The sequence below is a fragment of the Pseudomonas sp. ARP3 genome, assembly GCF_001029595.1.
Classification (GTDB): domain Bacteria; phylum Pseudomonadota; class Gammaproteobacteria; order Pseudomonadales; family Pseudomonadaceae; genus Aquipseudomonas; species Aquipseudomonas rhodesiae.
In genome coordinates this window covers 175,569-182,033 of the sequence record NZ_LEKF01000011.1, presented here as the reverse complement: position 1 = coordinate 182,033, position 6,465 = coordinate 175,569, and the positions used below count along the sequence as shown (strand labels likewise).

General features: G+C 61.2%; 5 protein-coding genes. 3 read left to right on the top strand and 2 right to left on the bottom strand.

Annotated elements, in window-relative coordinates; translation table 11 throughout:
* Positions 1–112: 112 nt before the first annotated feature.
* Positions 113–337, bottom strand: coding sequence for a YgdI/YgdR family lipoprotein (locus tag ABX75_RS15135; RefSeq protein ID WP_034097805.1), 225 nt, complete (start codon positions 335–337; stop codon positions 113–115).
* 187 nt (positions 338–524) lie between these two features.
* Here ABX75_RS15135 and ABX75_RS15130 point away from each other — a divergent pair, with 187 nt between their 5' ends.
* The 3 genes from ABX75_RS15130 to ABX75_RS15120 all read left to right on the top strand — a co-directional run bounded on the left by ABX75_RS15130 (position 525) and on the right by ABX75_RS15120 (position 5,509).
* The gene (locus tag ABX75_RS15130; RefSeq protein ID WP_047882213.1) at positions 525–2,174 is read left to right on the top strand and encodes a VRR-NUC domain-containing protein; all 1,650 of its coding nucleotides are present in this window, start codon (positions 525–527) and stop codon (positions 2,172–2,174) included.
* Complete coding sequence (locus tag ABX75_RS15125; protein WP_047882212.1) at positions 2,171–4,429, top strand: ATP-dependent DNA helicase; 2,259 nt, start codon at positions 2,171–2,173, stop codon at positions 4,427–4,429. The genes ABX75_RS15130 and ABX75_RS15125 overlap by 4 nt, the downstream gene beginning before the upstream one ends.
* A 138-nt stretch (positions 4,430–4,567) precedes the next feature.
* Positions 4,568–5,509, top strand: a complete 942-nt coding sequence (locus ABX75_RS15120; protein WP_047882211.1) for an alpha/beta fold hydrolase — start codon at positions 4,568–4,570, stop codon at positions 5,507–5,509.
* Positions 5,510–5,513: 4 nt separating this feature from the next.
* Here the strand turns inward: ABX75_RS15120 and ABX75_RS15115 are convergent, their stop codons facing one another.
* Complete coding sequence (locus ABX75_RS15115) at positions 5,514–6,464, bottom strand: alpha-E domain-containing protein (protein WP_034097812.1); 951 nt, start codon at positions 6,462–6,464, stop codon at positions 5,514–5,516.
* Between the last annotated feature and the right edge of the window lies 1 nt (position 6,465).

Genomic DNA, 6,465 nt, shown 5'->3' with positions numbered 1-6,465 from the left:
ACTGAAGGGGCAGGGAGGGGGCTGGTTGGACGCTACCGGGGGCTAGCCCCTTCCAGCTTGGCCCCCTTCCACAGTGTGCTTTCCTTCAGACTGGCGCTTTTGCGCGTTGGGATCAGTCTTCTTTGCGGACGGTGGCCACGTCATCGGCTTTGACGCGGATGCGCTTGCCGGCGATATCGGTGAATTCGTAGAACCCGTCTGCGGTTTTGGTTTTAGGTGAGTCTTTGGTCAGGTATTGCGTGCCGTTTTGCAAAGTGACGACGGTTTGCGTGGCGCAACCGGCCAGTGCCAGAAAAGTGAGCGCAACCAGCGGCAGACCCAGATTCTTCATGTTCATAACCCTTACCTTTAACCTTGAAAAGTCCCGCGCCAGACGCAGCGGGGTATAAATGTTACGCCATCGGCTTCCCCATCAGATCACTTTTATACAAAAAGTTGCGTGCGCCATTTATCTATTACCGATTGCAACACAGCCACGGCAACGGCACTCTGTATGCATAACCAGTATTTGATCACCGCGCGCCATGGCCAACCCCCTCGACGATCCGCTCTACTACCTGCATAACTTCCGCCAGGTCCTGCATTGGCTGGGGCAGCGCTATGCCGATTTGCTCGATACTGACGAACAGCATTTCATTCAGCAATTCGACAGGTTGCCGCAGGCGTCCCAGGCTCTGTTGGTACGTATGGTGATGCGCAAAGGCGTGCACTTTCGTGCGGGCAAACTCAACTATGTCGAGATAGGTTGCCCCCATGCGGCCGCCGCGCCGCTATTGGCGCTGGGCTGGGTGGACGGCCACTGTCTGCTGGCCATTGAGGAGCTGTTCGCGCTGCTGCAAAAGGGTGAATTGCTGGGTGCGTTCAAACCCTGGATCGAACAACCCAAAGGCAAGAAAGCCGACTGGCTGGAAGGGTTGACTGCGCGATTCAACGAGCCGCGCAGTTTTGCGCAGTGGTGCCCGGACCTGGCCGACACGCTGTACAGCCTCACGGTGATGGAATTGTGCGATCGCCTGCGCCTGATGTTCTTTGGCAATCTGCATCAGGACTGGTCTGAATTCGTATTGGCGGACCTGGGCATCTACACCTATGAAAAAGTCGAGTTCTGCACCGAGTCCCGTGGCCTGCGCAGCCGTGACGACGTGCACGGCTATCTGTTTCTGCACCAGTGTCAGCACGCCTTTGAAAGCGGCGAGGCCGTGGACGAGGTCCTGGCTCGGATCGCCAGCCTGCGTACCGACAACCCGTGGCTGGAAAAGCGTCGGGCCAAACTGTTGTTCCAGGTGGGCCAATCCTGTGAACGCAGCGCCGAATTGGCGCTGGCGCAGCAGATCTACCGCGCCTGCACCTACCCCGGTGCCCGCGCACGCTTGATCCGCGTACTGGAACGCCAGGAGGATTACGTCCAAGCCTTGGCCCTGGCCAGCGCCGCGCAGCAGGCACCGGAAAGCGCCGCCGAACAGCAGCACTTGCTGCGTGTGGTGCCGCGCCTGCGGCGCAAACTGGGTGAACCGGCGCTGCCCAAACCCAAGCCGCGTCCGGTCACGCGCCTGGACCTGGACCTGGCGTTGCCCGAGCCGCTGATGTCCGTTGAATACTGTGTGCAAGCCCATCTCAGCGCGCCTGACGCGCCGGTGCATTACGTGGAAAACGGCCTGATCAATTCGCTGTTCGGCCTGCTGTGCTGGGAGGTGATTTTCGCGCCATTGCCCGGTGCGTTTTTCCACCCGTTCCAGCGTGGCCCGGTGGACCTGCATAGTGAAGACTTCCACCAACGCCGCGCACCGCTGTTCGCCGCCTGTTTCGAGCAACTGCAGGACGAGCGCTACAAAAACACCATTCGCCAGCGTTACCGCGATAAATGGGGCATCCAGTCGCCGTTCGTGTTCTGGAACCTGCTCAGCGAAGAGCTGCTGGAGCAAGCCCTCGCATGCCTGCCCGCCGCCCACCTGCGCTACTGGTTCGAGCGCTTGCTGTTGGACATCCGCGCCAATCGCTCTGGCATGCCGGACTTGATCCAGTTCTGGCCGGCGCAAAAAACCTACCGCATGATCGAGGTCAAAGGCCCCGGCGACCGCCTGCAAGACAACCAACTGCGCTGGCTGGAGTTCTGTGGCGAATACCAGATGCCGGTCACGGTCTGCTACGTGCGCTGGGCGGAGCAACCGGCTTGAGTTACAGCGTGGCGGTGCGTGCCTTGTGTGAGTTCACCGCCAAGGTCGGTGACCTGGACCTGCGTTTCACCCCGTCGCCCAGCGCCCAGGAAGGAATCGTCGGCCACCGCACCGTGGCGTCGCGCCGCAGCCCGCATTATCAGAACGAAGTGGCCCTGGAAGGCGAGTACCAGCAGCTCAAGGTGCGGGGCAGGGCGGATGGCTACGACCCGGACAGCCAGCGCCTGGAAGAGGTCAAAACCTACCGCGGCGACCTCGACGCCCAACCCGCCAACCACCGCCAACTGCACTGGGCTCAAGTCAAGGTGTATGGCTGGCTGATGTGCCAGAAACTGGGGCTGACAGAGATCGATCTGGCGCTGGTCTACTTCGATATCGTTGGCGAGGGCGAAACCCTGCTCAATCAGCGCTTCCAGGCCCACGCCCTGGAAGCGTTCTTCAACCAGCAATGTGCGCTGTTCCTGGATTGGGCCCGGCGGGAGATGGATCACCGAGAGGCGCGCGACCGCGCGGCGCAGAACCTTGGCTTCCCCCATGCCGACTTTCGCCCCGGCCAGCGGGTTCTGGCCGAGTCGGTGTACAAAGCCGTCAGCACCGGCCGTTGCCTGATGGCCCAGGCGCCCACCGGCATTGGCAAGACCATCGGCACGATTTTTCCGCTGCTCAAGGCGTTGGCGCCGCAGCAGTTGGACAAGGTGTTCTTTCTCACGGCCAAAACCCCTGGGCGCAAGCTTGCTCTGGATGCCGCCCAGGTGCTGTTCACCCGCAACCCGGACTTGCATGTACGTGTGCTGGAACTGGTGGCACGGGACAAAGCCTGCGAGCACTTGGACAAAGCCTGTCACGGCGAATCCTGCCCCTTGGCCAAAGGTTTTTACGACCGTTTGCCCGCCGCACGAAGCGCTGCGGCCAAGCTACGGCTGCTCGACCAGTGCAATCTGCGTGAGGTCGCCCTGGTCCACAACGTTTGCCCGTATTACCTCAGCCAGGAAATGGCGCGCTGGGCTGACCTGGTCGTAGCCGACTACAACTATTATTTCGACTTCGGCGCCATGCTGTTCGGCCTCGCCCAGCTCAACCAATGGCGCGCCGCGGTACTGGTGGACGAAGCTCATAACCTGGTGGAGCGCGCGCGCGGGATGTACAGCGCCAGCCTTGATCAGTACCGCCTCAAGACATTGCGCGACGAGGCGCCCGAGGCCCTGAAAAAGCCTTTGCAGCGCCTCAATCGCGAGTGGAACGCGTTGCACAAGGCGCAAGTGGCGCCGTACCAGGCTTATGACGCCAGGCCCGATAAAATGCTCAGTGCCTTGAGTCTGTGCGCGAGTGCCATGGGCGATTACTTCAACGATCACCCCGAAGCCCTGGCCGGCGATCTGCAAGCTTTTTACTTTGACGCGCTGCAATTTGCCAAAGTGGCCGAGTTATTCAACGAACACTTCATCTTCGACATCACTAAACGCTCCTTGGGCGGCAAGCGCAGCAGCTCGACCCTGTGCCTGCGCAATGTGGTGCCCGCCGAGTTCATCCGCCCAAGACTGACCGCTGCCCGCAGCAGCGTGTTGTTTTCCGCCACGTTAAGCCCGCGCCATTACTACGCCGACTTGCTGGGCTTGCCTGCGGACACGGCGTGGGTGGACGTGGCGTCGCCGTTCAAGGCCGAGCAATTGCGGGTGCGCATTGTCGATGAGATCTCGACCCGATTCGTGCATCGCGAGGCGTCGGTGGGCCCCATCGTCGAGCTGATCGCCCAGCAATTCGCGCAGCAACCCGGTAACTACCTGGCGTTTTTTTCGAGCTTCGATTACCTCCAACAAGTGGCGCAGCGCCTGGCCGAACAGCACCCGCATATCCCACTGTGGCAGCAGTCACGGGGCATGGCCGAGGCTGAGCGCCAGGGCTTTCTCGACCAGTTCACCGAACATAGCCAAGGGGTGGGGTTCGCCGTGCTCGGCGGCGCGTTTGGCGAGGGTATCGACTTGCCCGGTGCGCGCCTGATCGGCGCATTCATCGCCACCCTGGGCCTGCCGCAACTGAACCCGGTCAATGAACAGATGAAGCGGCGCATGGCCGCGATTTTCGGTTCAGGCTACGACTACACCTATCTGTATCCAGGCCTGCAAAAAGTCGTGCAGGCAGCCGGCAGGGTTATCCGCAGCCAGCAGGACCAAGGCGTGGTGATGTTGATCGACGATCGTTTCGGTGAGGCGCGGGTACGGCCGTTGTTGCCGAGCTGGTGGGCAATTTCGTCCTGACCTGATGCACCCCGGTTCTTGGCTATCAGCCCCCGAGCGGCGCTGATGACCGAGCATTTGGCGCAAATGATGCTGGTGCAAATCCCGCACCTCCCTCACTCTTTCCTCGCATTCTGGGCCATTACAAGGAAGCCAACCATGAACGATAGCCAGCGGAGCACCCTCAAGGTCAACGGTATTGAACTGTGCGTGCATATCGCCGGGCCGGAAAATGGCGCGCCCATCTGGTTGCTGCATGGCTTTCCCGAATGTTGGCACTCCTGGCGCGAACAGATCCCGGCCCTGGCTGCGGCAGGCTATCGAGTGTTCGTGCCCCAGATGCGCGGTTACGGGCCATCCAGCTCGCCGGCCGAGATCGCTGCCTATGACCTGTTGACCTTGTGCGCCGATATCCAACAGGCCATGGATCATTTCGGGCATACCCAGGTGGTGATGGTCGGGCATGACTGGGGCGCAGTGGTGGCCTGGCACTTGGCATTGCTTGAGCCTGAGCGCATCACCCGCTTGATCACAATGTCGGTACCGTTTGCCGGGCGTGCGCGCCGGCCGGTGATCGAGATCATGCGCGAGCTGTATGCCGAACGCTTCAATTACATTCTGTATTTCCAGGCGCCTGGAGTGGCCGAGCGCGAACTGAACGCCGATATCGAGCGCACGTTGCGGCTGTTTATGCAGGATCAGGATGTGTTCCTCCAGCAAAAACCTGCCGACGCCACCTTGCTTGAAGGCGTGCCTGTGCCGGGTCCGCTGCCCGGTTGGTGTTCCCAAGAAGATTTAAATGTGTACGTGCAGACCTTTACCGAACATGGCTTTCGCGGCCCGTTGAACTGGTACCGCAATTTCGAACGCAATTGGCAGCGCACCGAGTTTTTGGCCGGGCGGCAGGTGATGCAGCCGACGTTGTTCCTGATCGGCGACCGCGATCCGGTGGGTGTCTTCGAAGCCCACACACTCAAACGCATGCCCGACTGCGTGCCGCAGTTGGAGCAGCATGTGTTGCCCCACTGCGGTCACTGGATCCAGAACGAGCAGGCCACGCAGGTGAATGCGCTGCTGCTCGACTTCCTGGGCCGCCCCTGAGCCCTCAGACCACTTCGAGATAGGAGCTGTGAATCGCCCGCGCCAATTCGCGCACGGTGTCGATAAACTCCGTAAGGCGGCTGTGCAGGCCGTCTTCGAGAATTTCATCGATCCCGGTGTAGCGCAGCCGCGCTTCAAACTCCGCCGCCAGGCGTTGCGCCGTGCGCCCGTAGCTGCCGGGCAGGTCGGCGAGGATGTGGTTCAGTTCCTCGACACAGGCATGCAGTGAACGCGGCACGTCGCTGCGCAATAACAGCAACTCCGAGACCGAGCGGGCATTCAGCGCGTTCGGGTACAGCTGCGTATAGGCTTCGAACGACGACAACGCACGCAGCAGAGCGCTCCACTGGTAATACCCGCGCGCCGAGAGGTCGCTGACTTCTTCCGATTCTTCGCCAAACATCTCATAGCGCGCATCCAGCAGGCGCAACGTGTTGTCAGCGCGCTCGACAAACGTGCCCAGGCGGATAAAGCGATAGGCATCGTTGCGCATGATGGTGCCCGAGGTTGCCCCGCGAAACAGATGCGACCGCTGCTTGACCCAGTCACAGAAGTGGCTGATGCCGTGTCGGCCCAGGCCGCCGGCGGCGATGCTGCGCATTTCCAGCCAGGTGGCGTTGAGGTTCTCCCACATATCGGCGGTGATACGTCCGCGTACCGCATGGGCGTTGCCCCGCGCGGCGCGCAGGCAGTTATAGATGCTGGCGGGGTTTTCTTCGTCAAGGGCGAAGAAGTGCAGCATGCGCTCGGCGTCCAGTTGGGTGTGACGTTCCAGATAGCTGTCCAGGGTGCCGCTGCTGAGCAACGACATGGCCAGTTCGTCCAAGCCATCGCTGCGACCGGCCTGGGGCATCAGCGATAGCGAATAACTGACTTCGAGCATGCGCGCCAGGTTTTCGGCGCGCTCCAGGTAGCGGGACATCCAATACAGGTCTGCGGCGGTTCTACTCAGCATG

Excerpts from the sequence above, each read along its gene's own strand:
- ABX75_RS15135 (WP_034097805.1), bottom strand. The coding sequence starts at position 337 with ATGAACATGAAGAATCTGGGTCTGCCGCTGGTTGCGCTCACTTTTCTG.
- ABX75_RS15130 (WP_047882213.1), top strand. The coding sequence starts at position 525 with ATGGCCAACCCCCTCGACGATCCGCTCTACTACCTGCATAACTTCCGC.
- ABX75_RS15120 (WP_047882211.1), top strand. The coding sequence starts at position 4,568 with ATGAACGATAGCCAGCGGAGCACCCTCAAGGTCAACGGTATTGAACTG.
- ABX75_RS15115 (WP_034097812.1), bottom strand. The coding sequence starts at position 6,464 with ATGCTGAGTAGAACCGCCGCAGACCTGTATTGGATGTCCCGCTACCTG.